This is a genomic window from Pseudomonas sp. O230 (genome assembly GCF_045447035.1).
Lineage (GTDB): Bacteria > Pseudomonadota > Gammaproteobacteria > Pseudomonadales > Pseudomonadaceae > Aquipseudomonas.
Genome location: NZ_JBJGXN010000004.1, coordinates 362,317 through 379,500 on the forward strand (window position 1 = coordinate 362,317; position 17,184 = coordinate 379,500).

At 60.4% G+C, this 17,184-nt stretch carries 16 protein-coding genes; 4 read left to right on the plus strand and 12 right to left on the minus strand.

Annotated features, from left to right (window positions below):
• Window positions 1-7: 7 nt before the first annotated feature.
• The 6 genes from ACI77H_RS10515 to ACI77H_RS10540 are packed head-to-tail and all read right to left on the minus strand — an operon-like array spanning window position 8 to window position 6,727.
• Window positions 8-1,339, minus strand: a complete 1,332-nt coding sequence (locus ACI77H_RS10515) for a DUF58 domain-containing protein (RefSeq protein ID WP_407011842.1) — start codon at window positions 1,337-1,339, stop codon at window positions 8-10.
• Window positions 1,336-2,337, minus strand: a complete 1,002-nt coding sequence (locus tag ACI77H_RS10520; protein ID WP_407011843.1) for an AAA family ATPase — start codon at window positions 2,335-2,337, stop codon at window positions 1,336-1,338. Before ACI77H_RS10520 ends, ACI77H_RS10515 begins: the two co-directional genes overlap by 4 nt.
• On the minus strand, window positions 2,334-3,497 hold the full coding sequence (locus ACI77H_RS10525; protein WP_407011844.1) for a DUF4350 domain-containing protein: 1,164 nt from the start codon (window positions 3,495-3,497) through the stop codon (window positions 2,334-2,336). The genes ACI77H_RS10520 and ACI77H_RS10525 overlap by 4 nt, the downstream gene beginning before the upstream one ends.
• A complete protein-coding gene (locus ACI77H_RS10530) occupies window positions 3,494-5,041 on the minus strand; it encodes a DUF4129 domain-containing protein (protein WP_407011845.1) in 1,548 nt (515 codons plus the stop codon). The genes ACI77H_RS10525 and ACI77H_RS10530 overlap by 4 nt, the downstream gene beginning before the upstream one ends.
• A complete protein-coding gene (locus ACI77H_RS10535; RefSeq protein ID WP_407011846.1) occupies window positions 5,028-6,005 on the minus strand; it encodes a stage II sporulation protein M in 978 nt (325 codons plus the stop codon). The genes ACI77H_RS10530 and ACI77H_RS10535 overlap by 14 nt, the downstream gene beginning before the upstream one ends.
• On the minus strand, window positions 6,002-6,727 hold the full coding sequence (locus tag ACI77H_RS10540) for an RDD family protein (RefSeq protein WP_407011847.1): 726 nt from the start codon (window positions 6,725-6,727) through the stop codon (window positions 6,002-6,004). The genes ACI77H_RS10535 and ACI77H_RS10540 overlap by 4 nt, the downstream gene beginning before the upstream one ends.
• A 184-nt stretch (window positions 6,728-6,911) precedes the next feature.
• On the opposite strand from ACI77H_RS10540, the gene sbcB reads away from it, so the two are divergent.
• Window positions 6,912-8,342, plus strand: coding sequence for an exodeoxyribonuclease I (gene sbcB, locus ACI77H_RS10545; RefSeq protein ID WP_407011848.1), 1,431 nt, complete (start codon window positions 6,912-6,914; stop codon window positions 8,340-8,342).
• Between the two features lie 100 nt (window positions 8,343-8,442).
• Here sbcB and mvaT read toward each other — a convergent pair whose 3' ends face one another.
• Entirely contained in the window at window positions 8,443-8,820 is a 378-nt protein-coding gene (gene mvaT / locus ACI77H_RS10550; protein WP_007933316.1) for a histone-like nucleoid-structuring protein MvaT, read from the minus strand.
• Between the two features lie 339 nt (window positions 8,821-9,159).
• Between mvaT and purU the strand changes: the two genes are divergently transcribed.
• Together purU and ACI77H_RS10560 are read left to right on the plus strand one after the other, a co-directional pair.
• Complete coding sequence (gene purU, locus ACI77H_RS10555; RefSeq protein ID WP_407011849.1) at window positions 9,160-10,008, plus strand: formyltetrahydrofolate deformylase; 849 nt, start codon at window positions 9,160-9,162, stop codon at window positions 10,006-10,008.
• Between the two features lie 85 nt (window positions 10,009-10,093).
• Window positions 10,094-10,291 carry a hypothetical protein gene (locus ACI77H_RS10560; RefSeq protein ID WP_407011850.1) on the plus strand — a complete coding sequence of 66 codons (198 nt, stop codon included), beginning with the start codon at window positions 10,094-10,096 and terminating at the stop codon, window positions 10,289-10,291.
• Window positions 10,292-10,522: 231 nt separating this feature from the next.
• Here ACI77H_RS10560 and ACI77H_RS10565 read toward each other — a convergent pair whose 3' ends face one another.
• The 5 genes from ACI77H_RS10565 to ACI77H_RS10585 all read right to left on the minus strand — a co-directional run bounded on the left by ACI77H_RS10565 (window position 10,523) and on the right by ACI77H_RS10585 (window position 15,510).
• Window positions 10,523-11,518: a YbhN family protein gene (locus tag ACI77H_RS10565; RefSeq protein WP_407011851.1), complete on the minus strand. Its 996-nt coding sequence runs from the start codon at window positions 11,516-11,518 to the stop codon at window positions 10,523-10,525.
• Complete coding sequence (locus ACI77H_RS10570; RefSeq protein ID WP_407011852.1) at window positions 11,515-12,291, minus strand: DUF2334 domain-containing protein; 777 nt, start codon at window positions 12,289-12,291, stop codon at window positions 11,515-11,517. Before ACI77H_RS10570 ends, ACI77H_RS10565 begins: the two co-directional genes overlap by 4 nt.
• A complete protein-coding gene (locus ACI77H_RS10575) occupies window positions 12,284-13,405 on the minus strand; it encodes a glycosyltransferase family 4 protein (RefSeq protein ID WP_407011853.1) in 1,122 nt (373 codons plus the stop codon). Before ACI77H_RS10575 ends, ACI77H_RS10570 begins: the two co-directional genes overlap by 8 nt.
• 215 nt (window positions 13,406-13,620) lie before the next feature.
• Complete coding sequence (locus ACI77H_RS10580; RefSeq protein ID WP_407011981.1) at window positions 13,621-14,628, minus strand: methyl-accepting chemotaxis protein; 1,008 nt, start codon at window positions 14,626-14,628, stop codon at window positions 13,621-13,623.
• A 114-nt stretch (window positions 14,629-14,742) separates the two neighbouring features.
• Window positions 14,743-15,510 (minus strand): cache domain-containing protein, encoded by a 768-nt coding sequence (locus ACI77H_RS10585; protein WP_407011854.1) that lies wholly within the window; start codon window positions 15,508-15,510, stop codon window positions 14,743-14,745.
• A 174-nt stretch (window positions 15,511-15,684) separates the two neighbouring features.
• Here ACI77H_RS10585 and ACI77H_RS10590 point away from each other — a divergent pair, with 174 nt between their 5' ends.
• A complete protein-coding gene (locus ACI77H_RS10590) occupies window positions 15,685-17,172 on the plus strand; it encodes a helicase HerA-like domain-containing protein (protein WP_407011855.1) in 1,488 nt (495 codons plus the stop codon).
• The last annotated feature ends 12 nt before the right edge of the window (window positions 17,173-17,184 follow it).

Here is a 17,184-nt window from a genome sequence, read left to right on the forward strand (position 1 = left end):
CAGTCGGTTAACTCATCCCTGCTTTTTTCCAGCTCATGTAACGCGTCACCAACGCCGCCCCCAGCTCCCCGGGCAGTGCATCTACCACCGGCACGCCATGAGCGTTCAACCGCTCATGGCATTCGGCTCGTGCATTTATGTAATCCACGGTCCCGCAATACGTCAGCGCTTCGTTCAACGTTTGCACGGGTGACTGGCGCAGGGTGTCGAGCACGTCTTCTCTCAGGCTGGCGACAAGTACCCGATGTTGCTTGCTCAGCCGATTGACGGCGGTCAGGAGTTCTTCATCGTCTTCGTCCCGTAAATTGGTGACCAGAACCACCAATGCCCGCCGCTTTTGTCGGGCCAGTAATTGGGTTGTGGCCGCTTGATAATCCGCACTGCGTTGAGTGCTGTGCAGGTCGTACACCGTGTTGAGCAACACGTTGAGTTGCCCTGCCCCTTTCACCGGCGCGAGATAACGCGGTTGATCGCTCGCAAAGGTGCTCAGCCCCACCGCATCGCCCTGGCGCAACGCCACGTAACTCAACAGCAGACAGGCATTCAGCGCGTGATCGAAATGCGCCAGTTCACCGTCCTGGCTGCGCATGCGCCTTCCGCAATCGAGCATGAAAATAATCTGTTGATCGCGCTCGTCCTGATACTCCCGCGCAATCGGGGTGCGTTGGCGGGCGGTGGCTTTCCAGTCGATCTGACGCAAGCTGTCGCCTTCGCGAAACTCCCGTAGCTGATGAAACTCCAGGCCCAGGCCGCGCCGCTGTCGCTGGCGTACGCCGAGTTGGCTGAGCCAGTTGTCCACGGCCAGCAGTTGGCCGCCGTAGAGGCGGGCAAAATCGGGGTAGACGCGGGTGTGGTCGGTGACGCTCAAAAGGCGCTGGCCGGACCACAGGCCCAATGGACTTGGCAGGTTGATTTCACAGTGATCGAAGCTGAAGTGACCTCGCTTGAGTGGGCGCACGCGGTAGCCGACCAGGCTGTGCTGGCCGGGCTGAAGTTCGACTGGCAGGGGCAGGTTTTCGAAGCTCAGGCCGTCGGGGACGTGGTCGAAAATTCGCAGGGTCAATGGCTGGGGAAAGTTGTGCTGAACCTCCAGCCGCACTTCGCTCCAGCGACCGAGTGCCAGGCTGCCGGGCATTTGTCGTGTTACCCGGGGTGAGGGCAGGCGTGTGAGGCGGGCAGCATCGAGTATTGCCAGGACCAGTAGCGCCAGCAGTAAACCCCAGTTGATCGCCAATAGACTTGAAGGCAGCGCAATGTCCAGTGCGCGCAAGGTGCCCAGTACGATGCCAATGGCCAGCAGGATTGCGAGCCAGATCAGCAGCAGGCGCGAGGGTTTCACAGGCGCGGTGCCGGCACTTGATCGAGCAGTTGCCGCAGCACGTGATCGACCTCCAGCCCTTCGATATCCAGCTCCGGTGCAAGGCGCACGCGGTGGCGCAACACCGCCAGTGCGCAGCCCTTGATGTCATCCGGAATCACGAATTCACCGCCACGCAACAAGGCCCGCGCCCGGGCGCAGCGCACCAGCGCAATGGACGCCCGAGGCCCGGCGCCGAGGGTCAGGCCGGGCCAGCTGCGGGTGGTGCGGGCCAGGCGTACGGCGTAGTCGAGGACTTGGTCGTCCAGCGGCAAATCACTGGCGATGCGTTGCAAGGCCAACACGTCCTTGGCTTGCAACACAGTGCGCAGCGGCTGCACATCGAGCATGTCGGCCCGGGTCGAACGGCTGACCTGACGCACCATGTTCAACTCCTGTTCGGCGTCAGGGTAGTCCATGCGCACCTTGAGCATGAAGCGGTCGAGTTCGGCTTCCGGCAGCGGGTAAGTGCCTTCCTGTTCGATGGGGTTTTGCGTGGCGAGCACCATGAACGGCTGCGCGATGGGCAGAGCGCGGCCTTCGAGAGTGACTTGCCGTTCCTGCATGGCTTCGAGCAACGCGGCCTGGGTTTTCGCCGGGGCGCGGTTGATTTCATCGGCGAGCAACAGGTTGGTGAATAACGGCCCTTTGCGCAGTTTGAATTGCTCGGTCTGCAGGTCGTACACCGCGTGCCCGGTGACGTCGCTGGGCATCAGATCCGGTGTGAACTGAATGCGCGCGAATTCGCCGCCAAAGCAGCGGGCGAGGGCGCGCACCAACAAAGTCTTGCCCAGCCCTGGCACGCCTTCGAGCAACACATGGCCGCCGGCAATCAGCGCGGTGAGCACGTCGTCTATCACTGTGTTCTGGCCGATCACGGCTTTTTGCAGTTCGACTCTTACCGCTTGGGCCAGGTGACTGGCGCGCTGGCGTTGCTGCTCGGCGTGGCTCGGTGCGCCGGGCTCGATCTGTTCACTCATAAGGCGTTCCTCAAGGTTTGCAGGTGGGCGACCTGACGGCTGAATTCAACGCTGGACAGCCGTTGCTTCGGTCGCGGGCTCATGGCCTGGCTGATAGCGCGTGTGGGTTGGCCGGTCAGGCGTGCGAGCACCAACCATTGTTCGGCGACGCCGAGTTGTTCAAAACCGGGATGACGGCGCCGCACCCGGCGCAGGATGTCTTGCTGCAAGGCTTGCAACAGACGGTCCTGACCGCTGTGGCGCAAGATGAAATCGGCGCTGGCACGCAGGTGTTCCTGAAGTTGCCGGCGGGCTCTGGGCATCGGTTCAATCACTGGGCCGTGGCGCACGCCGACATGCCAGAGGCCAAGGCCGATCAGGGCGATAAGTGCGACCAGTGCCTGAGGGAAATAGCGCAGCAACAAGGTCAGCAGGCTGTCGTGATCAGTGTTGAACATCAACGTCACTTGGGTGTTCGCGGTCAGGTACCAGAGCAGCCAGGCGTTGTCGTATTGGTCGATGGCCGGGGTTTTCCACAGGTCGGCATCGGTGACTACGGTGATCGAGCCGAGCCCGTGGTTGAGCTGCATCATGTGCGTGGCCTTGCTGCTGTTGGCCCAGGCTTGCGCGAGATTTTTCGGGTCTTCGAGATGGAATGCGGTATCGAAGGTGGCGTAGGCCGGCGCGTCTTCGTCCTCAAGATACAGTTTGGTCAGGTTGGGGTAAGGATCCTTGCCGGCATCCGGCGGCGGGTCCTTGAGATCTTTGCTCAATGACTGATGCACCTGGACCCGGTCGAGCAGCAGGTCATTGCTTTGGCCGGTTTTTTCATCCCATAGCGATTCGGCGATGAACAACAGACGCCCGCCGGCGCGGGTCCAGTTCATCACTTGGTCTATCTGCCGTGGGGTCATGTTGTACCGGTCGCCGAACAGCAACAGGCTGTGCTGGCGCGGGTCCAGAGCCGGCAGCACGTCGAGGCTGTTGGCATGGCCGACAGTCAGGCCCTGTCTGCGCAGGAAATGCTCGGCGGCCAGATAAGGGTTGGCCAAGGCTTCGGGCGAGGGGCCGTGATCGATGTCCGTCTGATAGGGCGTTGCCTTGAAATACAGATAAACACTCAGCGCAGCCAACAGCACAGCGAAGAACACGCCGGCCACCCGCCAGAGCCGCCGGTTCAATGCGCCGCTCCCGGACTGAACAGCGCTCGCCAGCCGTCACAGAGTTCCTGTTGCACCTGCGCGGGGGGCAGGTGATGCCCGTACGCCATGTTCTGCCAGTGCCCCGTCAGTTTTTTGCTGAAGGCCAACAACGCGGGGTGCCGCAGGTGTTCGACGCGCTCCAGCACCTCGCCTTCGGTGTCGGCCGGTTTCAGCGCCATGTTGTAGTCGTGCAGCAAGTGGCTGAGCAGGGCGCGATAGAGCAACCCGAGCGCCTCACGCGGATTGGATTGCCAGAGACTTTCAGCGCTGGCGGCAATGTCGGCGGGCAGGGTTTCGCGGCTGAGGTCCAGGCCGAATGCTTGCTGTGGTAGCGGCCGTGCGACGTTGCGCGGCAACCCCGGCCGGCGACTGACGAACGCCTGCAACCAGTCACGGTAACGCCAGACCAGCACACTGATGGCCCCGACCACCGTCCCCCACAGCAGCACTTCAATCAGGGACGCCAAGGCACCGAAACGCTGGGTATCCAGCAACTTGAGCAGCGCCTTCAGCCACTCGGGAGCTTTGCCATCGTCCTGAGTTTCGGCGTCGGGTTTGTCTTCGCCGCCAAAACGATAGCGGGTGACCGTTTCCTTGTTCTTGAACGGCGGCTGATCAAGGATCGTCTTGATGCTGTCCCGGGACGCCTGACTGGTCAGAGGCTGGTCCAGCAGACGCGGGCTGTCCGGCGAAACGACTGACTCAGCGGCCCATAGGTTTTGCGCCGCTGGCATCAGTAAAAATGCCGCCAGCAGCAGGGCGACGGCGGTACTGCTCAAGCGCTGGCGCAGGCGACGGAACACCAACTCGATATCCCAGGCCTCCAGCACCGTGCGCCGGTTCAAATAAAGGCTGAAGCCGCAGGCCACATAAATCGGTTCCCACACCACCAGCACCAACACGTAAAACACGTTGGTCAGGTGTTCCAGCCAGTTCCAGTCTTGTGTGGCGGCGGACAGCAATGTCTGCCAGCTCCAGTCGAGTTCGACCTGTTGCGGCAGGAGCAGATAAAACAGCACCATCAAGCCAATCCACAGCGCACTTTCCAGATGCACGCCGATGATCGTCAGCCAGCGCGCCGCGCCGCCGTCGCGTTGCAATAGCACCTGCAAGCGCTGTTGCCGCGCTTGCCCACTGAGGCCTTCGAGTTGCACCACCGGCATGAGGAAACTGCGACTCAGGCTCAAGCGTCGCCAGGTCAGACTGGCGAGCAATTGTGGCTTGAGCAGTCGCGGCCAGTGGCGCAGCGCCTGTTTCAAGGTGGGCGTTTCACCGAACATGGCTTTGGACAGGATGTACAACGGCAGGCGTTCGAACGCCGGTTTCAGCCACCAGAAAATGAACGCGGCAAGGGACGGTGAATCCCACAGCAACAAGGTGAGCAGGGCGAAAATCGGCAAGGTCACGATGGCCCAGCTGGTCATCAGCAGGCGTCGGTGTCGCTGGCTCAGCAGGACGCCGAGGTCCATGGCTTCCCAGGTGGTGCGGGGGCGGATCACCACGGTGGCGTCACTCAGGCGCATGACGAGTCCGTCCGGCAAACAGCAGATACATCGCCACCAGACACCAAAGCGCCGCGCCGACCAGATATTTGGTCATCGGCGTCGGCCCGGTCATCGACGACCAGTAGGCTTCAATAAACGCGGCAATCAGTAGAAACAGCATGACCCCGCAAATCAGCAATACGCTTTTGCGCGCCGCGACTCGCAAGGCTTCGGCGCGTGGCAGACGTCCCGGCGCAATCAATGCCCAGCCCAGTTGCAGGCCGGCGGCACCCGCCAGAGCAATGGCGCTGAGTTCGAAAGCGCCGTGGCCGATCACGAACGACCAGAAGGTTTGCCCGTAGCCAATCTGCGTCAGGTGCCCGGCTACCGCGCCGATCATCAAGCCATTGAAGAACAGGAAAAACACGCTGCCCAGACCAAACAGCAAACCGCTGGCGAAGGTCTGAAACGCGATGCCGATGTTGTGCATGATGTAGAAGCCGAACATGACCCAGTCTTCACTGGCCGCCCGTTCCGCCGAGCGACCCAGGTGTCCGGCGTTGGGGTCGTACATGCTTTGCATGTCACTGACCTGTTGTGCCGGGATCAGGTTGTAGACCAGGTCCGGGAACAGATACACCAGCAGCGCGAAGCCGATCAGGCTGCCGAAAAACATCAGGCTGGCGGCAAGCACGAAGCGCCACTGTTCGCGCACCAGCCGCGGAAAATCCGCGAGGATGAAACCGAGGACATTGGCACCCAGACGGCTGCGATGCCGATACAGTTGTTGATGCCCGCGCAGGACCTGTTGCTGCAACGAGTCGATCAGAAAACTGCTGTAACCGCGTTCCTGAGCCAGCGCCAGGTGCTGGCAGAGCCTTCGATAGTCTTTCGCAAAACTGGCGACCCGTGAGGTGTCTTTGTTGCGCTCCAGCCTGTCGAGCATGAGGGAAAACTGCGCCCATTCAGCCTTGTGGCGATTCTCGAAAAGACTTTGCTTCATGCGGGGCCCAACAAGCCGCGGGCGATGCCGTTGAGTTCCGCCACGGCGCGTGGCGCTGGAACCTTCAACGGTTGCGCGAGGAGGGTGGCGAGCTCGGTGACCCGTGCTTCGGAGAGTTCCCCCTGGCGTTCGGCAAACCCGAGGATGGCGCGTTGCTCGGTCAGCGTCAGGGAGAAGGCCGGACGTCGTGGTTCAGCGTCGGGCACTTGCGGTCGGGTGAGCGGCTGTTCGCGGTAGATCACCAGCGTGCCGGCGGCCAGGTCGCCGAGGCGTTTGAAGCTGGGATGTTGCAGGCAACTGATGGCGCCGAGGAAATAGCCGAACGGCAACAGGTCGACGAATCGCAGCAGGTTGCGCAGCAGCGAAGCGGACCAGCCGATCGGTGTGCCGTCATCCTGCACGACCCGCAGGCCCATCCATTGCTTGCCCGGCGAGCACCCCTGATTGAGCACTTCGAACAACACCATGTACCACCAGCTCACGGCGAACAGCAGGATTGAGCCCAGCCCGGCGCCGAGTTTCCCCAGAAACGCCAGGACAATAAACAGCAGGCCCAGAATCAACCCGCGCAGCCCGAGGTCGATGGAGAACGCCAGCGCACGCACCATCAACCCGGCCGGGCGCAGTGGCAAGTCGATGCCTTCCGGCGTTTCAACCTGATACCGCGTATCCAGTGGCGGGGACAGCGTCGCTTTCCTTGGCAGTGCTGTGGTCTCGAGCATGGGCAACCTGATGATGTGGCCTGATCGGGATTCTCTGTGGGTCCGATGCTAGCAGCCTCACGGGGGAAAACGACATAACTATGTATTGCACGGTGCGTGGTCAGAGGTGATTGAATGCAAGATTGCTGGCCGGGGCGGGATGTGAGCGCCTAGACTTCGCCGATCTTCAGTTCAGGAATAGCCCGTGACCTCGATCTTCTGGTACGACTATGAAACCACCGGCATCAACCCGCGTTGTGACCGTCCGCTGCAAGTGGCGGGGCTTCGCACTGACTTTGATCTCAATGTCATAGACGAGCCGGTCAATCTTTATTGCCAGCCCAGTGAAGACATCCTGCCGCATCCGATGGCCTGCGCGATCACCGGCATCACGCCAGGCCAACTCACCGAGCACGGTTTGAGTGAAGCCGATTTCATGACTCGGGTACACGCGCAGCTGGCGGCGCCGGGCACCTGTGGCGCGGGTTACAACACCTTGCGTTTCGATGACGAGATGACTCGTTACAGCCTGTACCGAAATTTCTTCGACCCCTATGCCCGCGAGTGGCAGGGCGGGAACAGTCGTTGGGACCTGATCGATGTGGTGCGAGCGGCGTATGCCTTGCGGCCCGATGGCCTGGTTTGGCCGACGGACGCCGAAGGGCGGGTGACGCTCAAACTCGAACGCTTGACCGCCGCCAATGGCATCGATCACGGCAATGCGCACGAAGCATTGTCGGACGTTCGCGCGACCATCGCGCTGGCGCGTTTGATTCGGGAAAAACAGCCGAAGCTCTACGATTGGCTGTTTCAGTTGCGCAGCAAACAAAAGGTGCTGGATCAGGTTCGGCTGTTGCAGCCGATGGTGCACATTTCCGGGCGTTTTTCGGCGGCACGCAGTTATGTCGGGGTGGTGTTGCCGCTGGCCTGGCATCCACGCAACAAGAACGCGTTGATTGTCTGTGACCTGCACCTGGACCCTCAGGGGTTGCTGGATCTGGATGCCGAGACCTTGCGCCAGCGTTTGTATACCCGCCGTGATGAACTGACCGAGGGCGAATTGCCGGTGCCGCTCAAACTTATCCACATTAACAAGTGCCCGGTGGTGGCGCCGTTGTCGGTGCTGCGTCCTGATGATCAGCAACGCCTGGGGCTGGATATGGCGCTTTATCAGGAGCGCACGCTGCGGCTAAGTGCCGCACAAACAGTTTGGCGCGATAAAGTTCAGGCCATTTATACCCGCGAGGATTTCGCCCAGAGCCAAGACCCTGAACAACAGTTATGCGATGGTTTTATCGGTGATCGGGACCGGCGTCTTTGTGAGCAAGTCCGCGCGGCTGACCCGGCGCAATTAGCGCAAGAACAATGGCCGTTCGATGATGAACGTTTGCCTGAATTATTGTTTCGATATCGCGCACGTAACTTTCCCGATACGTTGAGTTTCGAAGAGCAAGAACGCTGGCGAATATTCTGTCTGCAACGTTTGTCAGCGCCCGAGTGGGGGGCGCCCAATACCCTGGAATCATTCGTAGAAGCCGCAGCCCAATTGAACATTACTGCGACGCCGTTCCAGCAAGAGGTGCTCAATGAGTGGAACAATTATGTCCAGACATTGCGCAAACGTTTGAATCTTTGAAAATGAAAAAAACTCAGGCCTGAATTTCAGGCATAAAAAAACGCCAGCGATTGCTGGCGTTCTTTTTTGTCGCGGATGTGGCTGCGACAAGCTTTGCGGCTTAGCCCAGCAGGGTAGCCCAGCCTTCAACCACGTCACCGCCCCACTTGGCTTTCCACTCTTTCAGGGTTTTGTGGTTGCCACCTTTGGTTTCGATGACTTCGCCGTTGTGCGGGTTTTTGTATTGTTTAACTTTGCGAGCACGCTTGGTGCCAGTAGTTTTTACTGCGCCGCCGCGTGGTGCCTTGGTTTTGGACTCTGGATCCAACAGCGCAATGATGTCACGCAGGGACTTGGAGTATTCGCCCATCAGGGTGCGCAGTTTGCCTTCGAATTCCAGCTCGGTTTGCAGTTTGTCGTCTTGGGACAGGTTCTTCAAACGGGCTTGCAGCTCTTTGATAGCTTCTTCGGTGGCACGATATTCGTTGATCAAGGACATGGGGACTACCTTATGTTGGGCGCTGGATGGCAGGTGACAGTGCGGCAATAATAGTCAGGGTGTTTCATCAAGTAAACATTTAAACCGGAGTTTATTTAAATTAGTTTTCGTGAATAGGGCACAGGCTGGATGTGCAGTTAAATAGTGTGACCCAGGTATCACAGATATTCACAATTGAGCACTTGAAGATTGGCAGCAAGAGCACCATTGCGCGGGTGAACGGGGCCTTTAAAGCTTGTGCCTGGCGTCCTCGCTCAACGCAAGGTGTCATCTATACTGCAGTTTTTGTGCGCAATGGCTAGAATGGCGGCCTTTGCGAAGTTCTGGAGTTTCCCCCTCATGCGCACTTTTCGGCTAGTGATTGCTTGCCCGGACCGCGTCGGCATCGTTGCTAAAGTCAGTAACTTTCTGGCGTCACATAACGGCTGGATCACTGAAGCGAGCCATCACTCGGATAATCTCAGTGGCTGGTTCTTCATGCGTCACGAAATTCGGGCCGATTCTCTGCCTTTCGGTATCGAGGCCTTCCGCGATGCGTTCGCGCCGATTGCTGAAGAGTTCTCGATGAACTGGCGCATTACCGATACCGCGCAGAAGAAGCGCGTGGTGTTGATGGCCAGCCGCGAGTCCCATTGCCTGGCTGACTTGCTGCACCGCTGGCACAGCGATGAACTGGACTGCGAAATTTCCTGCGTGATCTCCAACCATGATGATTTGCGCAGCATGGTCGAGTGGCACGGCATTCCGTACTACCACGTGCCGGTCAATCCGCAGGACAAAGAGCCGGCGTTCGCTGAAGTCTCGCGCCTGGTCAAACAGCACGATGCTGAAGTGGTAGTACTTGCCCGTTACATGCAGATCCTGCCGCCCGAGTTGTGCAGCGAATATGCGCACAAGGTCATCAACATTCACCACAGCTTCCTGCCGTCGTTCGTCGGGGCCAAGCCTTATCACCAGGCTTCCATGCGTGGGGTGAAGTTGATCGGTGCGACTTGCCACTATGTGACCGAAGAACTGGACGCCGGCCCGATCATCGAGCAAGACGTTGTGCGCGTCAGCCACAGCGACAGCATCGAAGACATGGTGCGTTTCGGTCGCGACGTCGAGAAGATGGTGCTGGCCCGCGGTCTGCGTTATCACCTGGAAGACCGGGTGCTGGTGCACGGCAACAAGACCGTAGTGTTCTGATACCCGCACGACACGGTTGAAATTCGAAGGGCCTGGGCGTTCAATCGCTCAGGCCCTTCGCCGTTTCTGCACTGAGGACATGACCATGGCCGATCCATTGGACAAAGCCACCGCCAAAGCCCCCGCGACATTGGGGGAGGGGTGTTTGAGCCGCTATGACCCGGATGACTTGGGCCCTGAAGATGGCACGGAGTTTCCGGGGGCGGCGGAGTTGTGGGAGGCGTTGAATCCTAAACCTGATACTGACCTTGCAGGAGCCGGCTTGCCGGCGAAGCGGTCTTGAGGTCTGGCGCCTGGCTGTTTTGATTGTGTCCATATCCGTTTTTGCGGTAACGGCTACCTAACAACACCGCGAGGCGGCCCGTTTCTTCAAGCGTACGCATTCCCCTGTGGGAGCTGGCTTGCCAGCGATGGAGGTTAACGATAACGCGTGCTGTCTGAATGAACGCGCCGTCTGGCCCCCCATCGCTGGCAAGCCAGCTCCCACAGTGGATTGTTGGCAGACGCCTAAGCCCTAAGCCTGCCCAAACCTCATCAACTTCTTCAACAACGGCCGCCCAAGCATCAACAAAAACACCGGCCCCCCCACCACCAGATAAAAGTAATACGTCACCGCCCGCCAAATCAGAATCGCCGCCGCCGCCGTGGATTTCCCCACCATGGGTGCCAGCAAGGCGGCCGAGGTCAACTCCGCCGCCCCCGCGCCACCCGGCAGCAGACTGAACTGCCCCGCGCTCAGCGAAAGCATCTGAATCAGAAAACTCCAGGCCCACTGCAAATCCGCGCCGAGCCCACGCAACGCCAGGTACAGCACGCTGTAGCGCAGCAGCCAATGCACACAGGTCAGGGCAAACACCTTGATCAATGTCTGAAAGGGCAACTTCAGCGTGTCAGTGAACGCCGCAAGGAAGTGCAGGAGTTTTCGCGCCCAGCGCAGACGCGTGGTGCCTTTGACATTGAGGCGAGCGAGCAGCCGCCCGCTCAGGCGAATAAGCAGTCGATGGTAGCGCGCGATCACCACACAACTGAGCAGCCCGCCGAACATCGACATCGCACTGACGGTCAGCAGCCACTCCATGCGTTCGCTGAGGTGCTGAAACAGCGCATAAATCAGAATCCCGCTTAACGCGCAGAGAAAGAACAGCAGATCGCTGAGCTGGTCCATGGCGAAAACCGCGCTGCCCCGTGCCGGCCGCACCCCGTTGCGCGCCAGCAGCGCCATGATGGTCAGCGGTCCGCCGCTGCCGCCGGGTGTGGCGCAGTAGGCGAACTCGGCGGCCATCACCACGCCGAGGCTTTTGACCGGGCTGACCTTGTCGCGCTGATCGCCCAACAACAGGCGCAAGCGCATCGTGTTCACCACCCAGCACAGCAGGATCATGCCGAACATGATCAGCAGCCAGCTCAATGGAAAGCTTTGCAACCGCGACCAGGTCTGGTTGCCGCCAAGCAGCAGCGGAATCAGCACCGCCGCGAGCAGCGCGACAAACAGCAGAATCCCCCGGCTCATGCGGCGCGACCGACACAGTCGCCGTGCCGCGCCAGCCAACGCGCCTTGGTCATCGGCACCCGGCCCTGGTCGAGCAATCGCTTGAGAGTTTGCAGCCAGTAATCGCGTGCGAACCGATGACGCATGTCCACCGGGTGCAGGCCCAGACGAATCACCGGCGCCTGGCGCCAGCGTTGTTCGCGCTGATCGCTGACGAGCTTCGACAAGCCGCGCCGCCAGGCACTGCGCGCACTCCAGACCAGTCCCGGCGCATTGACCGGGGTGAAATCCGGCAGACGAAACAGATGCTGCGGATCGCTGGTGTAACTCAGTGGCAACTGGCGCAAGGCCTTGCGCGTACCTTCGCTCATCAGCCAGGCCGGGGCGACGAATCCTTCGAGCGGCCAGTTAAAGCGATGGAACAATTCGATACCCGCTCGCAGACGCGCTAGGGCAGCGTCTTGGGACAGTCTGTAAAACTCGCCTTCGTGGGTATAAATGCGGCGCATGAACCAGTCTCGTGGCGTGATGGGCGGCGACTCATCATCACAATGAAAATAGCCGTGCAGCGCCAGTTCGTCACCTCGGGCGACACGGCTGGTCAGCACGCGGCGGAACCCCGGGTGTGCCTCCAGATCGTTGTGTCTGTGGAAGTCCGGCACCACCAGCCAGGTCATCGGCACCTCGCCCAAGGCGTCGACGGCTTCGACAAAAGGTTGGTAATCGGCCCAGGTGTGCGGCGCGACGTCATGCAGCACGAGTAACAGACTGGGCGCGGTCATGGGCTCAAGCATTGGCGGCCAGCGGCCATTGGCTGCCGAGGACGGCGTGATAATGGCCCAGCAGGCTGTTGACCACCGTGTCCCACGAGTAATGCCGTTCGACATGGCGGCGCGCCAGTTGGCCGAGCGCGGCGCTACCCGAACTGAACAACTCCCGTACCGCGTTGGCCATTGCCACCGGGTCGTTCGGTGCGCAAAGCAGCCCGCATTCTCTGTTGATGATTTCCTCAAAGGCCCCAGCGGCCACGGCCACCACCGGAATGCCGCTGGCCATGGCTTCGAGGATCACCAGGCCAAACGTTTCCTGGTCACCGGCATGCAGCAGCGCATCGGCGCTGGCCATCAGCCTCGCCACCTGTGCCGCCGGGCAGAATTCATCGATGACGGTGACGTTGTCCGGGACCGCGGCCGGCATCGACGAGCCCACCAGCAGCAGGTGATAACGCCGGCCCAGGCGTCGCATGCACTCGAGCAGCACCGGCAGGTTCTTTTCCTTGGAACCACGCCCGGCAAAAATCAGCAGGTGCGTATTTTCATCGATGCCCAGTTCGGTCCGCAGACCCGAGTCTCGGGCGTCGGGATGAAAGGTTTGCAGATCGACGCCCAACGTTTGGACAAAAACGTTGTTCACACCCAGGCTGGTCAGTTTGTCGGCCATGATCCGGCTCGGCGCCAAGACCCGGTCGAAGTTGCCGTAGAGCTTTTTGACATACGCTTCGACGTTGGTTGTGAGCCAATTGCCCATGCGATTGCTGACCAGCAGCGGCAAGTCCGAGTGATAAAAGCCGATCACGGGCACATCGAGTTGGCGGCGGGCATCGAGCGCCGCCCAGGCTGTGAGATACGGGTCGCCGACTTCGATCAGATCGGGCTGCAAATCCTGCAGGACATTTCGCCAAGGGGCGAGACGGAGAGGGAAGCGATAGCCCTTGCCGAAGGGCAGGGCGGGGGCCGGTACCGTGAAAACGCCATCCTGTTCGCTCAGGTGTGAGCCGGGGATCAACAGGCTATGGCGAATGCCGGGCTTGACCCCCAGGCGACGGTGTTTTGCATCCAGATACGTGCGCACGCCACCGCTGGCAGGGGCGTAGAACATGGTTATGTCAGCGATATGCACGATGAACATCCCTCCGGTCCCGTGGCGCTCCCTCGGTTGACCTTTATGAAGGATAGATGTTCGGTTGGGGTTTTGTGGCGGGTGCAGCAAGTTGTGCGGTGTCTGGCAGGGCCTCATCGCGGGCAAGCCCGCTCCCACAATGATTTTTGGTGGACACTAATTATGTGTACAACTGGGATCACTGTGGGAGCGGGCTTGCCCGCGAAGGGGCCCGCAAGAGCGACTTAAATCCTGAAACTGCCTACCAACTGCTTGAGACGGGCCGCCTGCTGCTCCAGGTCCGAACACGCCCGCAACGTCGATTGCAGGTTTTCCACGCCTTCCTGGTTCAGCGTATTGATCTCGGTAATGTCGACGTTGATCGACTCCACCACCGCTGTCTGTTCCTCGGTCGCCGTCGCCACGGACTGGTTCATCCCGTCGATCTCGCCAATGCGCAGCGTCACGCTGTTCAGGCGCTCGCCCGCCAGGTTGGCGATCTCCACGCTGTCCTGACTGTGGCGCTGGCTGTCGCTCATGGTGCTGACGGATTCGCGGGCGCCGACTTGCAGCTCCTCGATCATGGTCTGCACCTGCTGCGCCGATTCCTGCGTGCGGTGCGCGAGGTTGCGCACTTCATCGGCCACCACGGCAAAACCACGTCCGGCTTCACCGGCACGCGCCGCTTCGATCGCGGCGTTGAGCGCCAGCAGGTTGGTTTGCTGGGAAATGCTGGTGATCACTTCGAGAATCTGCCCGATGTTCACGGTTTTGCTGTTCAGCGATTCGATGTTGGTACTCGATGCGCTGAGCATGCTCGACAGTTGGTTCATCGCGACGATGCTGCGATCCACCACCTGTTGACCGTCTTCGGCGAGGCTGCGCGCATCGCTGGCCTGACTCGACGCCTGGGCGGCGTTGCGCGCAATTTCCTGGGCTGCAGCACCGAGCTGATTGATCGCGGCGGCAACGCTGCTGGTGCGCGAAGCTTGCTGGTCGGAGTTGTACATCGACGAGTTGGAGGCCGCGACCACACGCAGCGCCACTTCGTTGACCTGGCCGGTAGCCGAAGAGACTTCGCGGATCGAGGTGTGAATGCGCTCCACGAAACGGTTGAACGCGGTACCGAGCAGGCCGAATTCATCGTTGTTCTGGATCGTCAGGCGTTTGGTCAGGTCGCCCTCACCGTCGGCGATGTCGGCCATGGCGCGGGTCATGACGTGCAGCGGCTGGATCAGGATGCGGATCAACATGCCCAGCAAGGCAATGATGAACGCGACTGCGATGACGGTCGCAATCACTGCCGAAGCGCGGAATTCGCTGAGTTTCGCGAAGGCTTTGTCTTTATCCACCGACAGACCGATGTATCAGTTGACGGAAGACAGGCCTTTGATCGGGGTGAAAGTGACGATGCGGGTCTTGCCATCGACTTCTATTTCACTGAAATCGCTGCTGATGCGCGGCGTGTTTTTCGGATACGCCTCGGTCAGGGATTTCATCACCAGCGCTTTGTCCGGGTGCACCAGGATCTTGCCGTCGGCGCTGACCAGGAACGCATAGCCCATGCCATCGAAGTCCAGCGCATTCAGGCTGTCAGCGATCACTTGCAGGCTCAGGTCACCACCGACCACACCGATATTCTGACCGTCCTTGAGCACGCTGTTGACGATGGAAATGACCAGTTGGCCAGACGCCAGATCGATGTAGGGTTCGGTCAGTGCCGAGCCGCTGGTGCTTTGGGCGCTCTTGTACCAGGGGCGGGCGCGCGGGTCATAGCCATCCGGCATTTTGCTGTCCGGGCGGATGATGAAGGTGCCATCCTTGTTGCCCAGGTAAGCACCCATGAAGGTCGACGTCACCGCCTTCTGCTCCAGCAGCTTGGCGACGTTGCCAATGTCAGTGTTCAGCGCGGCGTTTTGTGAGAGGTTTTCGATCAGCAGACTGCGCCCGGTCAGCCAGGTCTGGATATTGTTGGCCGTCACGCCGCCCATTTTTTGCAGATTTTTGTCCAGGTCCTCGCGAATGGCGTTGCGCTGCAGATAGTCGTTGTACAAGGTGAACGAGGCGAACGCGGCAATGACGATGAGCGCGGCGGCAAGCAGGATTTTATGGCTGAAGCGCAGATTTTTGTTCATGGCTTGGGGTTCCGCTAAGGTCTTAATGCCCAAGGCGTGCTTTTATAAAGAAACGCACTGTGGGCGGTCATGAAAACAAGCTGATATTTCCGTCCTCTCCTTAGGGGGATTATTTAGGCTTTTCAGTCTTTTATATCGGCAGTGCAGGATTAAAGATTAACCAAAGGTGACCAAATGCCTGATTCATCGCAACTCGTTATCGGTGCCGATCTCGCGGGGCAACCGATCGCCCAGGCCATGCGCCTGGCGAACCGTCACGGTCTGGTCGCAGGCGCTACCGGGACCGGCAAGACCGTGACTTTGCAACGACTGGCCGAAGCGTTCAGCGATGCCGGCGTGGCCGTGTTTGCGGCGGATATCAAAGGTGACCTGTGCGGCCTCGGCGCTGCCGGCAACCCGCAGGGCAAGATCGCCGAGCGAATCGCCGGGATGCCCTGGCTGAACCACACACCTCAGGCGTATCCGGTCACCTTGTGGGACATCCACGGTCAGTCCGGTCATCCCTTGCGCACAACCTTGAGCGAAATGGGCCCGCTGTTGATTGGCGCCCTGCTGGAGTTGACCGACAGTCAGCAGTCGGCGCTGTATGCCGCGTTCAAGGTCGCGGACCGCGAAGGCCTGTTGCTGCTGGACTTGAAGGACCTGAAGGCGCTGCTCAATCACCTGCGCGACCATCCTGAATTGCTGGGCGATGACGCCGCACTGATGACCACCGGTTCCAGCCAGGCCCTGTTGCGCCGATTGGCGACCCTGGAGCAACAAGGCGCTGAAGCCTTGTTCGGCGAGCCGGCGCTGCAACTCGAAGACATTCTGCAACCGACCGCCGAGGGGCGCGGGCGTATCCACTTGCTGGATGCCAGCCGCCTGGTGCATGAAGCGCCGAAGGTCTACGCGACGTTCCTGTTGTGGCTGCTGGCAGAGCTGTTCGAGCAACTGCCGGAGCGCGGCGATGCCGACAAACCGCTGCTGGCGCTGTTTTTCGACGAAGCGCATTTGTTGTTCGCCGATACGCCCAAGGCGTTGCAGGAGCGACTGGAGCAAGTGGTGCGGTTGATTCGTTCGAAAGGCGTGGGCGTGTATTTCGTCACCCAATCGCCGGGCGACTTGCCGGATGACGTGCTGGCGCAGCTCGGCCAGCGCATCCAGCATGGCTTGCGTGCGTTCACCGCCAAGGAGCAGAAATCCCTGCGGGCGGTGGCCGACGGTTTCCGGCCCAACCCGGCCTTCGATGCCTTGTCGGTGTTGACCGAACTGGGGATTGGCGAGGCGCTGGTCGGCACGTTGCAGGACAAGGGCACGCCGGAGATGGTCCAGCGCGTCCTGGTGGCGCCACCGCAATCACGGATTGGGCCGCTGAGCGAAACCGAGCGCACATTGCTGATCGCCGGTTCGCCGTTCAAAGGACGCTATGACAAACCGGTGGACCGCGAGTCGGCCTATGAAGTGCTGATGGGGCGCAAAGGCTTGACGCCAGAACCCGAAGCCGCGCCGGGCAAACCTGTGCCAGAGGAACCGAGCTTCACCGACAAGGCCGGGGAGTTCCTTGGCACGGCGGCAGGACAGGCGCTGAAATCGGCGATGCGACAGGCGGCCAATCAATTGGGCCGACAGTTGGTGCGCGGGTTGATGGGGTCATTGCTCGGCGGTAGCAAGCGCCGCTAGCGAGTGGGCGCA

Bases quoted from the DNA above. Each gene is read 5' to 3' on its own strand.
- ACI77H_RS10520 (WP_407011843.1), bottom strand. From the start codon at position 2,337: ATGAGTGAACAGATCGAGCCCGGCGCACCGAGCCACGCCGAGCAGCAA.
- ACI77H_RS10530 (WP_407011845.1), bottom strand. From the start codon at position 5,041: ATGCGCCTGAGTGACGCCACCGTGGTGATCCGCCCCCGCACCACCTGG.
- ACI77H_RS10535 (WP_407011846.1), bottom strand. From the start codon at position 6,005: ATGAAGCAAAGTCTTTTCGAGAATCGCCACAAGGCTGAATGGGCGCAG.
- ACI77H_RS10540 (WP_407011847.1), bottom strand. From the start codon at position 6,727: ATGCTCGAGACCACAGCACTGCCAAGGAAAGCGACGCTGTCCCCGCCA.
- mvaT (WP_007933316.1), bottom strand. From the start codon at position 8,820: ATGTCCTTGATCAACGAATATCGTGCCACCGAAGAAGCTATCAAAGAG.
- purU (WP_407011849.1), top strand. From the start codon at position 9,160: ATGCGCACTTTTCGGCTAGTGATTGCTTGCCCGGACCGCGTCGGCATC.
- ACI77H_RS10560 (WP_407011850.1), top strand. From the start codon at position 10,094: ATGGCCGATCCATTGGACAAAGCCACCGCCAAAGCCCCCGCGACATTG.
- ACI77H_RS10565 (WP_407011851.1), bottom strand. From the start codon at position 11,518: ATGAGCCGGGGGATTCTGCTGTTTGTCGCGCTGCTCGCGGCGGTGCTG.
- ACI77H_RS10570 (WP_407011852.1), bottom strand. From the start codon at position 12,291: ATGCTTGAGCCCATGACCGCGCCCAGTCTGTTACTCGTGCTGCATGAC.
- ACI77H_RS10575 (WP_407011853.1), bottom strand. From the start codon at position 13,405: ATGTTCATCGTGCATATCGCTGACATAACCATGTTCTACGCCCCTGCC.
- ACI77H_RS10580 (WP_407011981.1), bottom strand. From the start codon at position 14,628: ATGTTGATCCGCATCCTGATCCAGCCGCTGCACGTCATGACCCGCGCC.
- ACI77H_RS10585 (WP_407011854.1), bottom strand. From the start codon at position 15,510: ATGAACAAAAATCTGCGCTTCAGCCATAAAATCCTGCTTGCCGCCGCG.
- ACI77H_RS10590 (WP_407011855.1), top strand. From the start codon at position 15,685: ATGCCTGATTCATCGCAACTCGTTATCGGTGCCGATCTCGCGGGGCAA.